Origin of the sequence: Thermogutta sp. (genome assembly GCF_039793925.1) — a bacterium.
Classification (GTDB): Bacteria; Planctomycetota; Planctomycetia; order Pirellulales; family Thermoguttaceae; genus Thermogutta.
The window spans coordinates 919-1,552 of the sequence record NZ_JBAMME010000058.1 but is presented as its reverse complement, the minus strand read 5'-3'; the positions used below and the strand labels follow the sequence as shown (position 1 = coordinate 1,552).

Genomic DNA, 634 nt, shown 5'->3' with positions numbered 1-634 from the left:
CGCCCCAACCCTGGGCGTCATGAAAGCAGGACAGATTACTCCGCTGATGTTGTTAGCCCCTATCGGGTTTCTTTACTCCTTTCGCCGTCAACGCTGGGTGCTGGCTGGAGCAGCAGCCTCGTTGAGCCTGATCAAGCCTCACCTGCTGTATCTCTTCCTGGCCGCCGTCGTCCTGGATGGCCTGGCGCATCGCCGATGGGCCGTTCTCTTGGGACTTGTCGGCGCACTTGTTGTCAGTTCCGGACTGGCCACTCTGGCGAACCCCCAGGTCTGGGGGCAGTACGTTCACGCTCTTGTCCACTATCCTCCACGGGATTGGGCAACGCCCACTCTGGGAGGTCTCCTGCGACTACTCCTGGGGGTGGACCGCTTCTGGCTTCAGTTTCTCCCCCCAGCCCTCGGCCTACTTTGGCTGCTTGTCTACTGGCACCGACATCGCAGCAACTGGCTGTGGGAACATCATCTTCCTATCCTGGTACTGGTCTCTACGGTCACAGCGGCTTACGGGTGGAGTTTCGACCTCGTGGTTGTGCTGGTGGCATTGATCCCGGCGCTGATCCGGTTGCTGGAGGTCAGGCAACGTCCGGCGGCCATCAGCCTCCTGGCGGCCTACTTCATAGTGGACGGGATCAGC

General features: G+C 60.9%; 1 protein-coding gene. It reads left to right on the top strand.

What is annotated here, in order from left to right; translation table 11 throughout:
* On the top strand, window positions 1-634 hold a 634-nt coding region (locus ABJK56_RS01760), incomplete at both ends, for a hypothetical protein (RefSeq protein ID WP_347242946.1).